The organism is Streptomyces radicis (assembly GCF_003626575.1).
Classification (GTDB): Bacteria; Actinomycetota; Actinomycetes; order Streptomycetales; family Streptomycetaceae; genus Streptomyces; species Streptomyces radicis.
This window is the reverse complement of sequence record NZ_RBDY01000041.1, coordinates 20856-39644: the sequence shown is the minus strand read 5'-3', so window position 1 is coordinate 39644 and position 18789 is coordinate 20856. Positions and strand designations below refer to the sequence as shown.

General features: G+C 74.0%; 22 protein-coding genes. 13 read left to right on the top strand and 9 right to left on the bottom strand.

Annotated elements, in window-relative coordinates; all coding sequences use genetic code 11:
- Positions 1–26: 26 nt before the first annotated feature.
- Together D7318_RS29995 and D7318_RS29990 are read right to left on the bottom strand one after the other, a co-directional pair.
- Entirely contained in the window at positions 27–239 is a 213-nt protein-coding gene (locus D7318_RS29995; RefSeq protein WP_230424239.1) for a hypothetical protein, read from the bottom strand.
- Between the two features lie 15 nt (positions 240–254).
- A complete protein-coding gene (locus D7318_RS29990; RefSeq protein ID WP_120700394.1) occupies positions 255–1439 on the bottom strand; it encodes an inorganic phosphate transporter in 1185 nt (394 codons plus the stop codon).
- Between the two features lie 71 nt (positions 1440–1510).
- Here D7318_RS29990 and D7318_RS29985 point away from each other — a divergent pair, with 71 nt between their 5' ends.
- The 6 genes from D7318_RS29985 to D7318_RS29960 all read left to right on the top strand — a co-directional run bounded on the left by D7318_RS29985 (position 1511) and on the right by D7318_RS29960 (position 8796).
- Positions 1511–2173 carry a class II aldolase/adducin family protein gene (locus D7318_RS29985; protein WP_120700393.1) on the top strand — a complete coding sequence of 221 codons (663 nt, stop codon included), beginning with the start codon at positions 1511–1513 and terminating at the stop codon, positions 2171–2173.
- 879 nt (positions 2174–3052) lie between these two features.
- Positions 3053–4189, top strand: a complete 1137-nt coding sequence (locus D7318_RS29980) for an alpha/beta hydrolase (protein ID WP_120700392.1) — start codon at positions 3053–3055, stop codon at positions 4187–4189.
- 101 nt (positions 4190–4290) lie between these two features.
- Entirely contained in the window at positions 4291–5661 is a 1371-nt protein-coding gene (locus D7318_RS29975) for a hypothetical protein (RefSeq protein ID WP_120700391.1), read from the top strand.
- A 158-nt stretch (positions 5662–5819) separates the two neighbouring features.
- Entirely contained in the window at positions 5820–7418 is a 1599-nt protein-coding gene (locus D7318_RS29970) for an ABC-F family ATP-binding cassette domain-containing protein (protein WP_120700390.1), read from the top strand.
- A gap of 300 nt (positions 7419–7718) precedes the next feature.
- Positions 7719–7943 (top strand): helix-turn-helix domain-containing protein, encoded by a 225-nt coding sequence (locus tag D7318_RS29965; RefSeq protein ID WP_049578499.1) that lies wholly within the window; start codon positions 7719–7721, stop codon positions 7941–7943.
- A gap of 73 nt (positions 7944–8016) precedes the next feature.
- Positions 8017–8796 carry an enoyl-CoA hydratase/isomerase family protein gene (locus D7318_RS29960; protein ID WP_120700389.1) on the top strand — a complete coding sequence of 260 codons (780 nt, stop codon included), beginning with the start codon at positions 8017–8019 and terminating at the stop codon, positions 8794–8796.
- Positions 8797–8799: 3 nt separating this feature from the next.
- Here D7318_RS29960 and D7318_RS29955 read toward each other — a convergent pair whose 3' ends face one another.
- Complete coding sequence (locus tag D7318_RS29955; RefSeq protein WP_120700388.1) at positions 8800–9576, bottom strand: nucleopolyhedrovirus P10 family protein; 777 nt, start codon at positions 9574–9576, stop codon at positions 8800–8802.
- 172 nt (positions 9577–9748) lie between these two features.
- Here D7318_RS29955 and D7318_RS29950 point away from each other — a divergent pair, with 172 nt between their 5' ends.
- The 5 genes from D7318_RS29950 to amaP are packed head-to-tail and all read left to right on the top strand — an operon-like array spanning position 9749 to position 11992.
- Entirely contained in the window at positions 9749–10186 is a 438-nt protein-coding gene (locus D7318_RS29950) for an Asp23/Gls24 family envelope stress response protein (RefSeq protein WP_113687623.1), read from the top strand.
- A gap of 30 nt (positions 10187–10216) precedes the next feature.
- Positions 10217–10411, top strand: a complete 195-nt coding sequence (locus D7318_RS29945; protein ID WP_120700387.1) for a hypothetical protein — start codon at positions 10217–10219, stop codon at positions 10409–10411.
- 7 nt (positions 10412–10418) lie between these two features.
- A complete protein-coding gene (locus D7318_RS29940; protein WP_120700386.1) occupies positions 10419–10835 on the top strand; it encodes an Asp23/Gls24 family envelope stress response protein in 417 nt (138 codons plus the stop codon).
- The gene (locus tag D7318_RS29935) at positions 10832–11389 is read left to right on the top strand and encodes a DUF6286 domain-containing protein (protein WP_120700385.1); all 558 of its coding nucleotides are present in this window, start codon (positions 10832–10834) and stop codon (positions 11387–11389) included. The genes D7318_RS29940 and D7318_RS29935 overlap by 4 nt, the downstream gene beginning before the upstream one ends.
- A gap of 6 nt (positions 11390–11395) precedes the next feature.
- The gene (amaP, locus tag D7318_RS29930; RefSeq protein WP_120700384.1) at positions 11396–11992 is read left to right on the top strand and encodes an alkaline shock response membrane anchor protein AmaP; all 597 of its coding nucleotides are present in this window, start codon (positions 11396–11398) and stop codon (positions 11990–11992) included.
- A 458-nt stretch (positions 11993–12450) separates the two neighbouring features.
- Here the strand turns inward: amaP and D7318_RS29925 are convergent, their stop codons facing one another.
- Together D7318_RS29925 and D7318_RS29920 are read right to left on the bottom strand one after the other, a co-directional pair.
- Positions 12451–13299 carry an SURF1 family cytochrome oxidase biogenesis protein gene (locus tag D7318_RS29925; RefSeq protein ID WP_120700383.1) on the bottom strand — a complete coding sequence of 283 codons (849 nt, stop codon included), beginning with the start codon at positions 13297–13299 and terminating at the stop codon, positions 12451–12453.
- Positions 13300–13324: 25 nt separating this feature from the next.
- Positions 13325–14356: a DEDDh family exonuclease gene (locus tag D7318_RS29920; protein ID WP_120700382.1), complete on the bottom strand. Its 1032-nt coding sequence runs from the start codon at positions 14354–14356 to the stop codon at positions 13325–13327.
- 150 nt (positions 14357–14506) lie between these two features.
- Here D7318_RS29920 and moaA point away from each other — a divergent pair, with 150 nt between their 5' ends.
- On the top strand, positions 14507–15496 hold the full coding sequence (moaA, locus tag D7318_RS29915; RefSeq protein WP_120700381.1) for a GTP 3',8-cyclase MoaA: 990 nt from the start codon (positions 14507–14509) through the stop codon (positions 15494–15496).
- Between the two features lie 23 nt (positions 15497–15519).
- Here moaA and D7318_RS29910 read toward each other — a convergent pair whose 3' ends face one another.
- From D7318_RS29910 to D7318_RS29895, 4 genes are all read right to left on the bottom strand, one after another.
- Positions 15520–15759: a hypothetical protein gene (locus D7318_RS29910; protein ID WP_120700380.1), complete on the bottom strand. Its 240-nt coding sequence runs from the start codon at positions 15757–15759 to the stop codon at positions 15520–15522.
- A 204-nt stretch (positions 15760–15963) separates the two neighbouring features.
- Positions 15964–16299: a DUF3099 domain-containing protein gene (locus D7318_RS29905; RefSeq protein WP_120700379.1), complete on the bottom strand. Its 336-nt coding sequence runs from the start codon at positions 16297–16299 to the stop codon at positions 15964–15966.
- Between the two features lie 4 nt (positions 16300–16303).
- Positions 16304–17767 (bottom strand): tyrosine--tRNA ligase, encoded by a 1464-nt coding sequence (gene tyrS / locus D7318_RS29900; RefSeq protein ID WP_120700378.1) that lies wholly within the window; start codon positions 17765–17767, stop codon positions 16304–16306.
- A 58-nt stretch (positions 17768–17825) separates the two neighbouring features.
- Positions 17826–18350, bottom strand: coding sequence for a winged helix-turn-helix transcriptional regulator (locus tag D7318_RS29895; RefSeq protein ID WP_120700377.1), 525 nt, complete (start codon positions 18348–18350; stop codon positions 17826–17828).
- 83 nt (positions 18351–18433) lie between these two features.
- Between D7318_RS29895 and D7318_RS29890 the strand changes: the two genes are divergently transcribed.
- Complete coding sequence (locus D7318_RS29890) at positions 18434–18784, top strand: nuclear transport factor 2 family protein (protein ID WP_183091669.1); 351 nt, start codon at positions 18434–18436, stop codon at positions 18782–18784.
- Positions 18785–18789 lie beyond the last annotated feature (5 nt).

The following is an 18789-nucleotide window of genomic DNA, read 5'->3' as shown; positions in this document are numbered from 1 at the left end:
GCCGACGGCGGCCCCTCGAGCCGCTCTCAGGTCGCCACGATCCAGATGCCGTAGCCGACCGCGGCCGCGCACAGGGCGAACGACACCAGCCCGAGGGGCCGCGCGGCCGCGGTCGCGGACGCGCGGCCCGCCGTCCTGATGCCGACCGAGAAGAGGCCCACGAGGACCACGGTCAGCAGCACGGAGACGAGGACGACCTGGCCGAGGACGTTCCACTCGACGGTCATGGCGAGGTGCATGGCTCACTCCGGAGGTCAGGACGTGGACGAGACGGAAGGGGCGGGCGTGGGCGGGAGGTCGACGGCGACCGGCTCGGGCGCCTCGTCGTCGGCGTTCACCTCCGCGTTCACATTGGCGTGGTCGACCGGCCTGCGGCGCGACAGCAGCCAGATCCCGGCGCTGACCGCGACCAGCAGCGCCGCGACCACGCCGACGCCCCAGTCGCCGCGCTCCGCGATCAACGCCCCCACCGCGCCGATCAGTCCGGCGGCCGGAAGGGTCAGGCCCCACGCCACCACCATGCGGGTCGCCGTGGACCAGCGGACCGTTCCGCCCGCGCGCCCGAGCCCGCAGCCGAGCACCGCGCCCGAGCAGACCTGCGTCGTGGACAGCGCGAACCCCATGTGCGACGACGCCAGGATCGTGGTGGCCGCGCTGGTCTGCGCGGCGAAGCCCTGCGGGGGCGCGATGTCCGTGAGGCCGCGCCCCATCGTGCGGATGATGCGCCAGCCGCCGAGGTAGGTGCCGAGCGCGATGGCGACGCCCGCGGAGGCGATGACCCACAGCGGCGGATCGGCGCCGGGGGCCAGCGCGCCGCCGGTGATCAACGCGAGGGTCATCACGCCCATCGTCTTCTGCGCGTCGTTGGTGCCATGGGCGAGCGAGACCAGCGCGGCCGAGGCGATCTGCCCGGCCCGGTAGCCGCGCGCGGCCTCGCGCTCGTCGGCGCCGCGCGTGATCCGGTAGGTGAGGCGCGTGGCGAGATACGCCGCGACCCCCGCGACCAAGGGGGCGGCGAGCGCCGGGATGACGACCTTGGTGACCACCGCGTCGGCGTTGACCGCGCCCGTGCCGACCGAGGCGAGGGTGGCGCCGATGAGGCCGCCGAACAGGGCGTGCGATGAGCTGGACGGCAGCCCGGCCAGCCAGGTCAGAAGGTTCCAGACGATGGCGCCGACGAGCCCGGCGAAGATCACCTCGGGCCGGACGCCCGCCTCCTCGTCGATGATGCCGCCGGAAATGGTGCGGGCGACCTCGATCGACAGGAACGCGCCGACGAGGTTGAGCGCCGCCGACATCGCCACCGCGGCACGGGGCTTCATGGCCCCGGTCGAGATCGTGGTGGCCATGGCGTTGGCCGTGTCGTGGAAGCCGTTGGTGAAGTCGAACGCCAGGGCTGTGATGATCACGATCGCGATCAACAGCGTGATGTGTTCCATGTACCGGACAATCATTCGGCGGGTCGGGGGGGCAAGCGCCCGTTAACGTAAGGTGAATAGGTGAACGAGAGATGAACATGCGACGTGGGATTCCCGCCGAGTGGCGCAGGGCCTGGTCCGAGCTGCTTCTGAGGGCGCGCCAGACGGTGGCGGACGGCCTGGTCGTCGGTACATCGGGCAACCTGTCGGTCCGCGTGGGCGACGCGATCCTCGTCACGCCGAGCGGCGTCCCCTACGACCGACTCCGGCCCCGCGACCTGCTGGTCGTCGACCGCCGCGGCCGCCCCCGCGCCGGAACGCTCGCCCCCACGAGCGAGCTTCCGCTGCATCTCGCGATCTACGAATCGACCGACGCGGCGGCGGTCGTCCACACGCACGCGCTGCACGCGACGGCGGTCTCGACGCTCGTGGACGAGCTGCCGCCGATCCACTACATGACCGCCGCCCTCGGCGGCCCGGTCCGGGTCGCGCCCTACGCGACGTACGGCACCGAGGAGTTGGCGACCCACATGCGCGAGGCACTGCGCGACCGCACCGCGTGCCTGCTCCGCAACCACGGCACGATCGCGCACGGCAGGACCCTGCGCCAGGCGTACGAGCACACGGCACAGCTGGAGTGGATGTCCCACCTGTGGCTGACGGCGACGTCATCGAGGACCCACACCCCGACCCTTCTGTCCGGGGCGGACCTGGAGGCGGTGTCCGCCAAGCTGGTGGCCTACGGCCAGTCCTGACGCCCACCTCCGGCGTCCAACGACGGCCTGGCGGCCGTCGGTTGTCGCCTCCGGCGGGGGGGTTGCGGTTGCGGTGGGGTTGCCGCCCCCGGCGGGGATGTCCCCCGCCCACCCGCCCCTTTTCCGGCCTTGCGGCCGGGGCGTTTTCGCGCGACCGGTCCGGTGGGTGGGTCGCGCCGCATCCGGCGGGGAGGTTGCCCGCGCACCCGCCCTTCTTCCGGCCTTGCGGCCGGGAGTGCGGTGCCCTGCGGGCGGCATGGGCGCGCCTTCGGCGGGGGTTGGGGTTGCGATGGTGAACGACGGCCTGGCGGCCGTCGGTTGCCGCTCCGCAGGGGCAGCTCCGACGTGTTGGCCTGGCTTGGCGGGAACGTCGCACCCCCGGCCGAGACGCCGACGGAGGGCGGCGCCGGGCCCTGACGGCCGCAGGGCGCGGCGTTTCCGCCGAAGGCCGGAAAAGGGTGGGTGGGTGGGCCGCAATCGACGGCCGTCAGGCCGTCGCCGCAGCCCGGGATGGGCCGGTGCCGTCCGCGGGGCGGCGGTGTTTCCGCCGAAGGCCGGAAAAGGGTGGGTGGGTGGGCGAAATCCCCGCCGGAGGCGGGTCGTCGCCTCGGCCGCGAACCTGCCGGTACGGTCCGCCGGGCGGCGCCTCCCCGTCGGAGGCGGGTTGTCACCCTCGGTCGGGGACGTGCCGATGCCGTCCGCAGGACGTGGCCTCCCCGCCGGAGGCGGGTTCCCCGCCCGCAGGGCGCACCGCCCCGCCGCGGGCGGGACCCCACCGGCCGCAGGCCGGTGCGTCGGGGCGCTCAGGCCGCCAGGCCGGGTTGCTCAGGCCGCCAGGCCGACTGGCGACCCCCCGCCCCCCGGTCCATCCTGGGGTGCATGCGTCGGCGCACGTCGGCGGCCGTGGCCGCCACCACCTTGCTCGGGGCCGGAGCCGCCGTGGCCGCGGTCGCCGCCGGGCGGTGGGCCAGCGATGTCGCGCTCAGCGCCCGCAGGGCCCCGCGCCCGGCGGGGTTCCGGCACGCCGGGCTGACCGTGCACGCCACCACGGCCGACCGCGTCACGCTCTCCCGCACCCCGGAGTCCCTGCGCCCCGGCGTCTACGGCCTCGCCGCCCGCTCGGGCCACGCGGTCGTCGGCCCGGTGCTCGACGTTCCCACCGCGCCCGACACCGTCGTCCGCAGCCTGGAACGGATCAACCGCGGCGACCTGATCCCCGGCACCCCGGTGGACCTCACCCCGCAGACCCACGTCGGCGACCCCACCGCCCTGGGCATCGCGCACACCAGCGTGTCGCTCACGGGGGAGCGCGGCACCCTCCCCGCGTGGTACGTCGACGGCTCGCGCGACACGTGGATCATCGCCCTGCACGGCCTCGGCGCCACGCGCGAACACCCGCTCAACGTGCTGCCGTTCCTCCACGACCAGCGCTTCCCCGTGCTGATCCCCGGCTTTCGCGGCGACCCGGGCGCGCCCCGCCCCGCCGACCGCGTCAACCGCCTGGGCGCCGCGGAGTGGCACGACGCCGACGCCGCCCTGCGCTACGCCGTCGACCGGGGCGCCAGGCGCGTGGTGTTGTACGGGTGGTCGGCGGGGGGCGCGATGGCCCTGCGCGCCGCCGCGCACTCCCCGGAGCGCACGCGCCTGTGCGGGCTTGTGCTCGACTCGCCCGTGCTCGACCCCGAGGCGACCCTGCGGGCGCTCGCGGCGCAGCGTGGCGTTCCGCGCCCGTTGCTGCCCTTGGCCGTGCGCGCCGCGCGCGGCGGCTTCGGGCTCGACCCGGCCGACCGGCCGCCCGACTTCCCGCACGGAGCCCGTGGCGCGCTGCCCGTTCTGCTGCTGCACGGCCCCGACGACACCGTCGCGCCATGGGCCGCGTCGCGCGACCTCGCGGCGCGGCATCCGGGGAGCGCCACCCTCCACACCGTGCCCGACGCAGAGCACGCCGCGATGTGGAACGCCGACCCCGCCGCCTACGAGGAGCGCCTCGGCCGCTTTCTGACCCCGCTCGGGTAGACGCCGACGCGGGCGCGGACACGGATGCCGACGCGGCCGCTCATGTACCCCGCTGGGCGGGGGGTTTGGGCTTTCGCGGCCCGACCGGTGAGACTGCTGCCGTGACGTCCCGAACTCCGCGTGAGCCCCGGTTGCGACTTGTCCCTCAGACACCCACCCAACGCGCCGCGGCGGGCAGACGCGCGTCGGCCGGAAGGAGGGCCCCCACACCCCCCAAGGGCGTCGCCCCCCAGGACGAGCTCGCCCGGCGCGCCCGCGCCATCCTGGCCGACGCCGTGCGCCTGGCCCACTGGGCCGAACGCACCGGGACCTCGCCCGACGCCGCCGCCGAGCGCGCCGCCGACGAGCTGGGCCTGACGCCCACCCAGGTGCGCGAGCACTGGGGCCGCGCCCGCCTCGCCGGGCTCGTCGAGCACAGCGCCGCCTCGGCCCCCGTGCGCGCGGGCTGGCGGCTGCGCGCGTGGGACCGCGACGACACGGCGGCGCTGCGCGGCTGGGTGGCGTTGTTCGACGCGTGGTCCCTGGCCCGCCCGGCGCCCCCGGACGCCGACCCCGGCACGCTGGCCGACGTCGTGGCCGCCGTTCCGCAGCTGCTCTCGGTCATGCAGCTCTCCGACGGGCCCGTCACCGGGGCCGGGCTGATCGACCTGCTGCGCCGACGGATCTCCGAGCTGCGCGCCGACCGCGACCCGGCGGAGCGGGACGCCGCCGAGCGCGACACCGCCGAGGTGGTGCGCCTCCTCGGCTGGGCCCTGGACACCCTCTCGTCCGTCGGCGCCCTCACCCTGCACGCGCGCAGCCACCACCCCGAGCGGGCCCGCCTCACCGAGCTGGGCAGCTGGGCGATGTGGACCAAGCTCGAGCACATCTGCATCGCCGCCCAGAGCCCCGCGGGGAACATCGAGCAGTCCGCCGTCGCCATGCTCCGCGGCTGCGCCAACCTCACCCCAGGGCCCGCCCGCGCCGAGTACCGCGCCTGGCTCGCCGTGCGCCCCTCGGGCCCCGCCGTCACCGAGCTGCTGAACGCCGCCCGCGGGGAGGACGCCCTGATCCGCGGCCTCGCGTTCGAGGCGCTGCGCGTCGTCGGCGCCCCCGCCCTCCCGGCGATACGCGCCGCCGCCGACGAGCCCGTGCTGCGCCCCTACGCCCTGCTGTGGCTCGCCGACCACGAGGAGGGCGACCCGCGCGACCACACCGACTCCGCCCATGGCGTCCTCACCCGCGCCGAGGAGACCTGGCTGTGGGTGGACACCGCGTCGGCCGCCCACGAGCACGGCGCCGACCGCGTCCTGCTCGACCACGTCGACGCCGCCCCGCAGCCGTCCGTGGTCGAACTGGTCAACGAGATCCGCACCTGCGGCCACCCCCGCACCGTGCAGGTGCTGCTCGCCCTGGCGGCGGCCCACCCCGACCCCGCCGTGGCGAAACGCGTCAGGCGCGCGGCGTTCCAGGTCCACACCGGCGGCGCCTGACCCATGGCCGCGCCCCGGGTGGACAGGCGGCCGGAAAACGGGTTGTGCAACGCCGTTAGAATGACCCCATGGACTTCTCGCTCCTCGTGCGTTAGCGGGCGTACGACCCACACCAGCCAAGACCCGCACGTTGTCCCATCGCCACCTGGAGTCCGTCCGTGATCACCGCATCCGGCGTCGAGCTACGCGCCGGCGCCCGCGTCCTCATCGAGTCCGCGTCGTTCCGCATCGCCAAGGGCGACCGCATCGGCCTGGTCGGGCGCAACGGCGCAGGCAAGACCACCCTCACCAAGTGCCTCGCGGGGGAGGGCATCCCCGCGGGCGGGACCATCACGCGCGGCGGCGAGGTCGGCTATCTGCCGCAGGACCCGCGCACCGGCGACCTCGAGACCCTCGCCCGCGACCGCATCCTGGCCGCCCGCGGCCTCGACACCGTGCTGCGCGGCATGCGGGAGAACGAAGACCGGATGGCCAACGGCGAGGGCGCCGTCCGCGACCGCGCGATGCGGAGATACGAGCGTCTCGAGACCGAGTTCCTCACCAAGGGCGGCTATGCCGCCGAGGCCGAGGCCGCGACGATCGCCGCCAGCCTCGGGCTGCCCGACCGGGTGCTCGGCCAGCCGCTGCACACGCTCTCCGGCGGCCAGCGCCGCCGCGTCGAGCTGGCCCGCATCCTCTTCTCGGACGCCGACACCCTGCTGCTCGACGAGCCGACCAACCACCTGGACGCCGACTCGATCGTCTGGCTGCGGGACTTCCTCAAGACATACAGGGGCGGTCTCGTGGTGATCTCCCACGACATCGCCCTGATCGAGACCGTGGTCAACAAGGTGTTCTACCTGGACGCCAACCGATCACAGATCGACGTCTACAACATGGGCTGGAAGCAGTACCAGGTCCAGCGCGAGGCCGACGAGAAGCGCCGCAGGCGCGAGCGGGCCAACGCCGAGAAGAAGGCCGCCGCGCTCAACGCCCAGGCCGACAAGATGCGCGCCAAGGCCACCAAGGCCACCGCCGCCCAGAACATGGCGCGCCGCGCCGAGCGCCTGCTCTCCGGGCTCGAGGAGGAGCGCCAGCGCGACAAGGTCGCCAAGCTGCGCTTCCCCGACCCCGCGCCCTGCGGCAAGACCCCGCTGACCGCGGCGTCGCTGTCCAAGTCGTACGGCTCGCTCGAGATCTTCACGGATGTCTCGCTGGCCATCGACAAGGGCTCACGCGTCGTGATCCTGGGCCTCAACGGCGCGGGCAAGACGACCCTGCTGCGGCTGCTCGCCGGGATCGAGAAGCCCGACACGGGCGAGGTCGCCCCGGGCCATGGCCTCAAGCTCGGGTACTACGCGCAGGAGCACGAGACGCTCGACGCCGACCGCACCGTTCTTGAGAACATGCGCTCGGCCGCCCCCGACATGGACATGGTCGACATCAGGAAGACGCTGGGCTCGTTCCTGTTCTCGGGCGACGACGTCGACAAGCCGGCGGCCGTGCTCTCCGGCGGCGAGAAGACCCGGCTCGCCCTGGCCACGCTCGTCGTCTCGTCGGCCAACGTCCTGCTGCTCGACGAGCCGACGAACAACCTCGACCCCGCGAGCCGCGAGGAGATCCTGGGCGCGCTGCGCGGCTTCACCGGCGCGGTCGTCCTCGTCACGCACGACGAGGGCGCCGTGGACGCGCTCCAGCCCGAGCGCATCATCCTGCTGCCCGACGGCGTCGAGGACCTCTGGAGCGCCGACTACGCGGACCTGGTCGCGCTGGCCTGACGCCCGCGTGTCCACCGTTTGTGATCATGTCCGGTGGATCATTCGGCCGACGCTTGATCATTCATCTGAGTGAGCCCTGACGTATCCCCGCGTGTCGCCCCGCGCCGCGGGGCGGGGCGTGCCCGTCCGCGCTGACCTGCCCGTTTGCCCCGTGGAACGATCCCGCCCCCGCCGTCCACGCCTGGGGCGACCGGATGCGCGCTGTCCGCTTGTCGTACCGACCTCGGTGAATGGGTGGCCAGGAAGCGGGATAGGGGTGATCATGAGAGGGCAGAGCGCACTTCGCACGAGGAGGCACGAGTGGCCGAGACTCTGAAGAAGGGCAGCCGGGTGACCGGCGCCGCGCGCGAGAGGCTCGCGGCAGACCTTAAGCAGAAGTACGAGTCGGGAGCGAGCATTCGGGCCCTGGCCGAGGAGACCGGCAGGTCGTACGGCTTTGTGCACCGCATGCTGAGCGAGGCCGACGTGACCCTGCGCGGCCGGGGCGGCGCCACCCGTGGCAAGAAGGCGGCCCCCACCCCCTGAGCGCACGACGGGTCCGGTGGAGCGTTACCCTGCGGACAGCATTACCGCCGAGTAACCACCACCGGAGGCCGCGATGAGCCTGCTCGACACGGACGGAGTCCACGCCACGGTCCACGAGGCCGTGGCGACCGTCACGCTGACCCGCGCGGCCAAGCGCAACGCGCAGACGCCCGCCATGTGGCGGGCCCTCGCCGAGGTCGGTCGGCGGCTGCCCGGCGAGGTGAGGGTGGTCGTGCTGCGCGCCGATGGCGCCTCGTTCTCGGCCGGGCTCGACCGCCGCGCCTTCACCCCCGAGGGCATCGAGGGCGATCTCTCCTTCGCCGACCTGGCGCGCGCGTCCGACGCCGAGGTGGACGCGGCCATCGCGACGTTCCAGGAGGCGTTCACATGGTGGCGCAGGAGCGACCTGCTGAGCGTCGCCGCCGTCCAGGGCCACGCCATCGGCGCGGGCTTCCAGCTCGCGCTCGCGTGCGACCTGCGGATCTGCGCGGACGACGCGCGGTTCGCCATGCGCGAGACATCGCTCGGCCTCGTCCCCGACCTGGGCGGCACCCAGCCGCTGGTCTCCCTGGTGGGCTACGCCCGCGCCCTGGAGATCTGCGCGACGGGCCGCGCGGTCCACGCCGCCGAGGCCGAACGCGTCGGGTTGGCCAATCTCGTCGTCCCCGCCGCCGAGCTGCCCGCCGCCACGGCCGACCTCACCGCCGCCCTGCTGGCCACGGACCGCGACGCGTTGATCGAGACCAAGGCGCTGCTGCGCTCCGCCGTCGACCACTCCTACGACGAGCAGCGCGCCCACGAGCGCGCCGCCCAGGCGAGGCGGCTGCGGGCCCTGGCGGGTCTCGGCGAGTGAGGCTCAGCCGGGGCGCCGCGCCCCGGTGCGGGTCACCAGCACGCTGACCCGGGGCGCGCCGGGCGCCGCCTCCGCCGCGGCCCGCCCCGCCGCGAGCGCCACGTCGCGGGCGCGGCGGTCGGGGGCGACCACGAGCTGACACCTGATCAGGTCCTCGTCGACCGTCAGGGCCGAGGCGGGCCCGCCGAGCGCGGCCGAAAGCGCGCGCACACCCGGCACGGACAGGATCGCCACGGCCACGTCGGCGGCGGGCCCCGCGCCGAGCGCGGGCACCGGCTCGTCGGCGTCCCCGGCCGCCTCGCCCGCCTCGGCCACCCCGCCCGCGGGGGGCGGGCGTTCGCCGTCCCCGAGCAGGCCCGTCACCTCGCAGTCGACGAACGCCACGGCCAGGCCGAGCCGTTCGTCCGCCGCCCACGCCAGGGCCGCGCGCACCTCGTCCGCGTACTCGGGCAGCGGCCGGTCAAGGCCCGTGGCGATGCCCGCGCCGATGCGCAGAGGGCCCGGCGGCAGCCCGCTCGGCGGCGGCGGAACGGCGAGCTCGCCGGGCGGGGCTTCGCCGGGCGGGCCTTCGCCGGGCCAGGCGCCGCCGTCCGCGGCGGGCGTGATGTCGATCCGCTCGACGGCGACGCCGGGGACATCCTCGGCCGCCGAACGCAGCACCGGACGCGCGGCTCGTTCGGCCAGCCAGGCGCCGACCCCGCCCTCGGGCGGCCCGAGCGGCACCAGCCTGCCGAGACTCAACTGCCGCCGCACGGCGGCACTCAGCGGGTCCGCACCCATGACCTTTACTCTCTGTTCTCACCCGGTCGTACTCAATCGGCCGGGGCTGGGTAACAGGATCTCGTATGTCGCGTGTCCGAGGACACGCTTACTGTGGCATTCGGAAAGGGGTGAAGGCGCAGTGACCGACACCGGTACGGAGCAGGGCACGAGCACCACCAGCACCACGACGATCGACGCGCCGGGCAAGCAGCTGGGGACCCGGCGTGGCACCGGGGACCCCGCGACGCGGGGCCGGACGACGATCGCCGACGGTGTGGTGGCCAAGATCGCCGGGATGGCGGCGCGTGACGTGGTGGGCGTGCACGCGATGGGCAGTGGGCTCGCCCGTACGTTCGGCGCGGTCAGGGATCGGGTGCCGGGCGCGAGCAAGTCGGCGACGCGCGGCGTCAAGGCGGAGGTCGGCGAGGTCCAGACCGCGCTCGATCTCGAAATCGTTGTGGAGTACGGCGTTTCCATCGCCGACGTTTCCCGTACGGTACGGGAGAACGTGATCGCGGCGGTGGAACGGATGACCGGTCTCGAGGTCGTCGAGGTCAACATCAACGTCGGCGACGTCAACCTCCCCGAGGGCGAGGAGGACGACGACGAGCGGCCTCCGTTGCAGTAGCGGGGACGGAGCGGGAGCCAGGAGCACATCATGAGCATGGCTGTGGTCGGCATGATCGCCGGCATGGCGCTGGGCTTCGCCACGTACTTCGGTGGATTCGGGGCCTTTCTGCTGGTGGCGGCGCTGGGCACGATCGGCTTCGTGGTCGGCAGGTTCGTCGACGGCGACCTGGAGCCCGGAGACTTCTTCCGGCTCAGGGACCGCGACGACGACCGGCGGCGGTGAAGGCCGGGTGACGGACACGGTGGAGGCGGGGGCCGTCGAGCCCGAGGTGCCCGCGCGGGACCGGGGCGCGACGCGGATCTCCGAGCGCGTCGTCGCGAAGCTCGCCGTGCAGGCCGCGCGTGAGGCGCTGCGCGCGGAGGGCCAGGGCCCCGTCGCCCCGCGGCTGCACGGCGACCTGCCCCACGCCACGGCCGTGGTCACCAGGCCGCCGGGCGCCGAGGGCGGCACGGGGGTGGCGGGGATCCAGGTCGCCGTCGCCCTCGGCTACCCGTCGGACATCGGGGCGCAGTGCGGCGCGGTGCGGCGCCATGTGACCCTGCGCGTCAAGGAGTTGGCGGATATGGAGGCGTCGTATGTGGCGGTCTCCGTTGAACGTCTGTACTCCCCGCACTTCAACGGCGAGGCCACGGGGAGGGTGCGGTGAGCGAACCCGCGGGCCCCGCGGGCCGGTTCTGGTCCGTCCGCCGCGCCCCCGCCGCGCTGCTCGCCGTGGCGCTGCTGATCGCGTCGGGGATGCTGCTCTACGACATCGTCTCCGTGCGCGCCGACCGCCCGGTCGCGGCCTGGCGCCGCACGCTTGCCGACGACCTGGCCACCCGCCGCCTCGACGACGGGTGGGTGGTGGCGGGCGCGGTGGCGGCGGTCGCGCTCGGCGTGTGGCTGATCGCGCTCGCGGTCAGCCCGGGCATGCGCGGCCTGCTGCCGATGCGCGCGAACGCCGACGGCATGCGCTCAGGCATCGAACGCTCCGCCGCGGCGGTGGTGCTGCGGGACCGCGCGATGGAGGTGTCGGGCGTGCGGGACGTGCGGGTGCTGGTGGGCCGCCGCCGGGTCAGGGCGCTGGCGGAGGCGCACTTCCGCGAGCTCGACGTGGTCAAGGCGGATCTGGACGCGGTGCTCGACCACGGCATCAGGGAGCTCGGCCTGGCCAGGCCCCCGGCGTTGAGCGTCCATGTGCGCCGACCGGCGAGGCGGTGACGCGGCGTGCTGCGCACGGTGAACCGAGTGCTGATGGCCCTGCTCGGGCTGCTGCTGATCGGCGTCGGCCTGGTGGCCCTCGCGGCGGCGCTCGACCTGCCGCGCCGCTGGGGCCTGTGGCTGCCCTCAGGGTTCTCGTGGCGGGCGCCGCACGACGTGTTGCTGACGCACACGGACCGGACGCGGTTCGCGCACCTCGGCTGGTGGTGGCCCGTGGTCATCGGCGGCCTCTCGGTGCTGATGCTGCTGTCGCTGTGGTGGCTGCTCGCGCAGATCAGGCGGCCCCGGCTCGCGGAGATCCTGATCGACAGCGGCGACGGCGCGGGGGCGGTGCTGCGGGGGAGGGCGGTGGAGGAGGTGCTCGCCGCCGAGGCCGAGACGTTCCCCGGTGTGGACCGCGCCCGCGTGTCCCTGACCGGCCGCCGCAACGCCCCACGCGTGCGCGTCGGCCTGCTGCTCACCCCGCAGGCCCACCCGGCCGAGGTGGTGCGGCGCTTGCACGAGGAAGCCGTGGACCACGCCCGCACCTCGGCGGGCCTCCCGGCCCTCCCGACGGAGACCCACCTCCGCCCGTCGCGCCACACGGTGGAACGCGTGAGCTGATCGGCCTCCCGCCGGGTCCGACGGCGCGGCGGCCGCGCCCCCTGCCGCCGGAGGCGGGTAACGGGGCGAATCCCGCCGGGCGGTTCGGATGCTCGCCCGGGCGAGTGGCCGACGCCCGCGAAGCCTCCCTGCCGGGGGCGGGTCCACCTCCGCCGGGGGCGGGTAACGGGGCGGACCCCGCCGGGCGGTTCGGATACTGGCCCGGGTGAGTGGCCGACGCCCGCGAAGCCTCCCCGCCGGAGGCGGCCCTGCCCCCTCCCGCCGAAGGCGGGCCACCCCCCGCCGGAGGCGGCCCTGCCTCCCGCCGAAGGAAGGCCTCCGCGCCGGGGGCGGGTCCACCTCCGCCGGAGGCGGAAAGGGTGGGTGGGTGGGGAAACAGGGCCCCGGCCGGAGGCCGGGCCGCAGGTGGCGAACGACGGCAACGTGGCGCGCCCCACCGAAGCGGACCGGCCACCCTCCTAGCGAAGACCCGCCCGCACCGCACCAGAGGCAGCACGGGGAACCGACCCCGAATCCCCACCCCCCGCCGGAGGCGAACCCGCCGGGAGGCGCCTGTCACCGACCTCACGCCGCAGCAGCAGCACCCACCCCACCGGCACCCCCGCCGCGAAGAGCCACCACTGCACCGCGTACGCGAAGTGCGCCCCGATCCCGGTGTGATCCGGCTCCGACAGCATCTCCGGCTGCCCGGCCGCCTCCGCCTCCGCGAGGGCCGGGGATGTCTCGCTCAGCTCCAGGTGGCCGCCGAGCATCGGCACCCCCGCCGCCTCCGCACGCTCCGCGCTGCTGATCATCATGACCATGCCGTCGGGCAGTCCCGAGCGCTCCCTGATGCCGGTCGTTCCCGTGGACTCGTCGGCCATCAGCCGCCCCGTCACGGTCACCTCGCCGGACGGCGGCCCCGGTACCTCGGGCATCCGCGTGATGTCGTCACCGGCCGGGATCCAGCCGCGATTGACGACCACGCCCGTGCCGTCCGCCTGCACCAGCGGCGTCAGCACGTGGTATCCGACCACCCCGTCGCCGTCCGTGCGCTGGCGCACCACGACCTCGTGGTCGGTGTCGTACACCCCGGTCGCCGTCACGGGCCGGTACCGGTCGTCGGGGTCGACCGCGCCGCCGACCCCGGTCAGCTCGGCCATCGGCACGGGGGGCGCGTCAAGGCTGGTGGAGATCAGATCGTTGCGCGCGACCCGCTGCTCGTGGCGGTTCAGCTGCCAGAAGCCCAGCCACACCATGGCCGGGATCAGCAGCAGAGCGACGAGGGTGAGCAGCACCCACTGCCGGGACAGCAGAAAGCGGTACACAGCTCACGACCGTACCCGAACGGGGTCAGTCGCCCGCCGCCGGGGGCGTCCGGCGCCCCGGCGCCACGTCCCGCAGCAGCTGCGTGAACGCCGCCTCGTCGAGCACCGGCGTGCCGTACGTCCGCGCCTTGGCGACCTTGCTCGTCATGGCGTCGGGGTCGTTGGTGACCAGCAGGCTGGTGAGGCGCGAGACGCTGGTCGCGATGTGCAACCCGGCCTCGAACGCCTGGTCCTCGAGCAGCTCGCGGTCCACCGACGTGTCCCCGGAGAACGCCACCCGCATCCCCTGCGTCAGCCGCCCGCCCGTCTCGTAGCGCCCGGGGTTGGGGTAGGGGCACGGCGGGCGCCGCTTCGACTGCCGCCAGCCGCCCCGCCACGCCGCCGACGACGCCCCTGACGACGAGGGCGACGCCGCCGTCGGCGGGTCGGACCACTCGCTCAGCGCGCGGCACGCCAGCAGCGGCAGCGTCAGCTTCCTGGCCGCCGCCCGGTGCAGGCTCGGCCTGAACGCCTCGGCGAGGACCCGCGCGTCGTCGAGCGCGTGGTGCGCCCGCCGCTGGGTCACGCCGAAGAACGCCGCCAACGACTCCAGCCTGTGGTTCGCGAGCGGCAGCCCGAGCGCCTTGGACAGCGCGATGGTGCACAGCCGCTGCTCGACGGGCGCGGTCCGCTCCGTGCGGGCGAACTCCCTGGCGATCATGGTCCAGTCGAACACGGCGTTGTGCGCCACGAGCACCCGGCCCGCGAGCCGCTCCGCGAACTCCCCCGCCACGTCGGCGAAGAGCGGCGCGTCCGCGAGCATCGCCGCGGTGAGGCCGTGGATGTGCACGGGCCCGGGGTCGCGTTGGGGGTTCACCGGTGAGTACCAGTGGTCCTCCACCTCGCCCTTGGCCGTGAGCCGGTAGACCGCGGCGGACACGATGCGGTCCTCCCTGCGCAGCCCGGTGGTCTCGACGTCCACCACGGCGTACCCGGTCGGATACGCCGGCGGCCAGGGAACGCCTGCTGACTGCTGGTCGGGGATGCCGGCCAAGGTCGTCTGGTGGTTCTCGAGCATGGTCCCCGAGGATACGGCCAGGTTCGGACAGCGCCCGTACCGGCGCCCGGAGTTGACGTCCCGTCGAACGGCGAGGGGGGGATCGCGAGGGCGCGGGTGTGCGGATGTGAACGGGGTCATTTGTCACACGTGTGCCGTACCCTGCGAAATATGCTGCTGGACACCTATGGCAGGACCGCGACCGATCTGCGGGTCTCGCTGACCGACAGGTGCAACCTCCGCTGCACCTACTGCATGCCGGAAGAGGGGCTGGCCTGGCTCGACAAGCCCGAGCTCCTCACGGATGACGAGATCGTCCGCCTGGTCGGCGTCGCCGTGACCCGGCTCGGCGTGACGGAGGTGCGGTTCACCGGGGGAGAGCCGTTGTTGCGCAGGGGGCTCACGGGCATCGTCGCGCGCTGTGCCGCGCTGACCCCGCGCCCCCGGCTGTCCCTGACGACCAACGGCATCGGCCTCGCCCGGCTCGCGGCGCCGCTGCGCGAGGCGGGCCTCGACCGGGTCAACGTCTCGCTCGACAGCACCGACCCCGACGTCTTCGAGCGGATCACCAGGCGCCGCCGCCTCGACGACGTGCTGCGCGGCCTCGAGGCCGCGAGGGAGGCGGGGTTGACGCCGGTCAAGGTCAACGCCGTGCTGATGCCGGGGCTCAACGACACGGAGGCCCCCGGGCTGCTCGCCTGGGCCGTCGAGCACGGGTATGAGCTGCGGTTCATCGAGCAGATGCCGCTCGACGCCCAGCACGGCTGGGACCGGGAGCGCATGATCACCGCCGAGCAGATCCTGGAGTCGCTGCGGACGCGCTTCGCGCTCACCCCCGAGCAGGCCGAGAGCCGGGGCTCGGCGCCCGCCGAGCGGTGGCTCGTGGACGGCGGGCCGCACCGCGTGGGCGTCATCGCGTCGGTCACGCGCCCGTTCTGCCGCGCGTGCGACCGCACCCGCCTGACCGCCGACGGCCAGGTGCGCAGCTGCCTGTTCGCGCGCGAGGAGTCGGACCTGCGCGGGGCGCTGCGCTCGGGCGCGGACGACGACGAGCTGGCCGGGCGCTGGCGGGCGGCGATGTGGGGCAAGAAGGCGGGCTCGGGCCTCGACGACCCGGAGTTCCTCCAGCCGCAGCGCCCGATGTCCGCGATCGGCGGCTGACCGCCGGGGGAGCCGCGGACCCCCTAACCTCCGGACGCCGACCGCCACTCGGCGAGCGGCACCACGTCCTTGAGAAAGCCGCGCACCCCGAGGAATCGCGACAGATACTCCCGGTGCTCCTCACACGCCAGCCACGTCTTGCGGCGCTCGGGGGTGTGCAGCTTCGGATTGTTCCAGGCCAGCACCCACAGGGCCGCCTCACGGCAGCCCTTGGCCGAGCAGATCAACGGAGCGGCGGCGGATTCGTTCGACACGAAATCCATACAACACCCTCAAGAAATCGCCAGGACGTCTCCGCAATACAAGAAGCGACGCCGGGCAGCCACGGGGGGAGCCGCCCGGCGTCGGATCGTCGCTCCGACGGGGGATACGGAGCGCCCTTGAAGTATGACATGCAATGCACCGATCGGCGCAGGGGAACGGCCCAATTGAGCTGAGGATTTATCGAGCTTCCCAGGTCGGAGGCGTCAACTCCGCTTGTGAGGATCCTCGTTCGCGGGCGGGAGCGACCGCGTGGCGCCGTCGGCGAGGAACGTCGACGGCAGCGAGGGGGCGTTCTCGCGGCCCGCGTTCGCCACCACGACGGCCACATACGGCAGCACGGCGCCCAGGACGAGCGTGACCGCCGCGAGCGGCGTGCTGACGTTCCACAGCAGAAGCGTCAGCACCACCGCGGCGGTGCGCACGAGCATCGAGATGACATAGCGGCGCTGCCGCCCGCGGACGTCGTCGGCGAGCCCCTGCCGTGCCCCGGTGATCCGGTGGACCGCGGGGTCCTGGGCCGCGCCCCTTCGCCTGAGCATCGCCTCACCGCCTCGCCTCGTGCCCGGCGCCCGAGCGCGGCGGGGCCTCGTGACCTGTCTCGTCCCTGACCTGGGCGAGCTTGCGCCCGGCCTTGAGGTAGACGCCCTTGGGCGGCTCGGCGGCCCCCGCGAGGCGCTCGTCGATGACCTCGCCGAGCGGGCGCAGCGCGTCCGCCTCGGCCAGCACGGCGCTGCTCTGGCCCTCGCCGGTCTCGAGCACGAGCCGCAGCCCGTTCTGCTTGGCCAGCCGCCGGGCCGCCGACGCGCTCGGCGTGAAGCCGAGCACCTTGGTCAGCAGCGTCGCGATGCCCTCGCCGCCGTGCTCGGCGAGCGACAGCTCGGGCAGCGCCTCGACCTCGGTGAAGCTCCGGCGCGAGAACCGCGCGGTGAACCCCGCCCTGGCCGCCATCGCCGCCTCGACGCCGTGCAGCACGGTGACGACCTCGCCCGCGAGCACCTTCTTGAGGTCCATGGGGTGCAGCGAGGAGTCGGCGAGGCGGCCGAGCGCCAGCGCGAGCTCCTCGTCGGTCCACTCGGTCCAGGCCCGCAGATAAGGCTCCATCAGCCGGTCGGGGATGGACATGACCTTGCCGTAGACGTCGTCGGGGGTGGCGTTCAGGCCGATGTAGTTTCCCTTGGACTTGGACATCTTGGCGCCCGAGCCGTCGGTGCCCTCGATGAGCGGCATGCTGACGATGCCCTGCGGCTCCAGGCCGTAGATCTCCATCACGCGGCGGCCCATCTGCATGTTGAGCAGCTGGTCGACGCCGCCGAGCTCCACGTCCGCCGCGATCTCCGCCGAGTCGATCGCCATGGCCACCGGGTAGATCAGTTCGGACATGCTCAGCCCGTGCCCGCCCTCGAGGCGCGTGCGGAAGTCGTCGCGCTGGAGCAGCGCGGAGGCCGGGACCTGGGCCAGGACGCCGATCAGCCGGGGGAGCGCGATCTCGCCGAGCCACTCGCTGTTGTGCCTGAACCTGACGCGTTCGAAGTCGAAGAACGGCCTGACCTGCTCGCGGTACCCGGCGAGGTTCCTGGCGATGTCCTCGTCGGTGAGCGGCGGGCGCTCGGTCGAACGGCCCGTCGGGTCCCCGATCTTGGCGGTGATGTCGCCGATGATCAGCGTCACGTCGTGGCCCATCCGCTGGAACCGGCTGAGCACGATGATCGGCACCGCGTGCCCCAGGTGCACGTCCACGGCGGTCGGGTCGATCCCCAGCTTGACGTGCAGCCCGCGCCCCGTGGCCCGCGCGGCCCCGATGCGCTCGGTGAGCCGCTCGACCGAGGGCAGCACGTCGACGGCGCGCGAGGCGATCAACGCCGCCTGCTCGCCCGCCGACAGGTCGCCGAGGTCCAGATAACGCCGTGCGCCGGTCTCCTCGAGCAGCTGCCTGACGGTGGTGTCGGAGGAGAGGTCCCGCGTCAGCAGCGCGCGGGCGCGCTGCACGGAGTCGCCGAGGCGTGTCACGTTGAGTCCTGGAAGTCGGGGGGAGGGCTGGGACGTGGCCCATCCTACGGTCGGCGGCTCAGCCGGGGCCCGGGGAATCCGCGGCCCCCGCGCGGCCCACGCCGCCGGGGTAGCGCGCCCGCATCGCCGGGCTCGCCGCGGGCCCCGCGGCGAAGACGAACGCCTCGCTGTCGTCGAGCCCTCGCCCGGTGGCGGCGTCCACGACGACCGGCTCGACCTCGTTGCCCGTCCTGGCGTCCACCAGGATCATGCTGCGCTCCTCGGGGGCCAGCCTGGCGTTCCCCCAGGCGGCCAGGGCCACCACGACCGGGCGCAGCGAGCGGCCGAGGTCGGTCAGGACGTACTCGTGGCGCGTGGGGCCCGCGCGGTACGGGCGGCGCTCCAGGATCCCGTCGGCCACCAGGGCCTTCAGTCGCGTGGTCAGCATGCTGGACGATATGCCCAGGTTTGCCTGGAACTGGTCGAAGCGTGTGTAGCCGTCGAACGCGTCATGCAGGATCAGCAGCGTCCACCACTCGCCGACCCGCGCCACGGTCGTGGACAGCGGGCACTCGCGATCCTCGAGTCGGACACGGCCAGGCATGGGGCCTCCCGGGATGATGGTGCGACGAGGTGACTGCTAAAGTCGAAGTGAGTAGCTTCCACTTTAGCAGTCGAGGAGTTCCCATGACCGGCCGGCCGATCGACCCCGCGGAGCTGCCCGAGACGGTCACCCGCTTCCTGGCGGCCCACCGTGTCAGGGACACCCCGACCGCGCTCGCGCTGTTCGCGCCCGACGCCACCGTGACCGACGACGGCGCCACCCACACGGGCGGCGCCGACATCGCGCGCTGGCTCGACCGGGCCGCGTCGGAGTACACGTACACCACCGAGCTGACCGGCGCCCGCCACGAGGGCGACGACCGCTGGATGGCCACCCACCACCTGGCGGGCGACTTCCCCGGCGGCCAGGTCGACCTGCGCTTCCGCTTCGCGCTGGACGGCGGGCTGATCTCCTGGCTCACCATCGAGCCCTGAGCCCT